The sequence below is a fragment of the Bacillus sp. SIMBA_074 genome (assembly GCF_046534555.1).
Classification (GTDB): Bacteria; Bacillota; Bacilli; order Bacillales; family Bacillaceae_G; genus Bacillus_A; species Bacillus_A mycoides.
Window position 1 is genome coordinate 1 of sequence record NZ_JAWRYM010000767.1, and the last position, 259, is coordinate 259.

A 259-nucleotide genomic window follows, 5' to 3' on the forward strand; every position below is an offset into this window, starting at 1 on the left:
TTAATACTTCTATAAAATCTTCTTTTTTCTTGGATTTCACAAAAGTTTGACTGTCGAACGTTTTTACAATATCGTACTCATAAATCCGGTTAAGGGCCACTCTTTTCAATTCAATGGCTATATCCTTGGATTGAATATACCTTATTATTTCGACATCCGCTTTTCTTTTATCTAACACATTCGTAACACGTGTTAAAGAATATGGATTTTCTGAAGCTCTGTTGACATAATAAATAGGTTTTTTAGTAGTTGAAACTGC

At 31.3% G+C, this 259-nt stretch carries 1 pseudogene; it reads right to left on the reverse strand.

From position 1 onward, the window contains the following. Positions 1–259 (reverse strand): annotated as a pseudogene (locus SB773_RS32845) (glycosyltransferase family 2 protein); the annotation flags it as partial.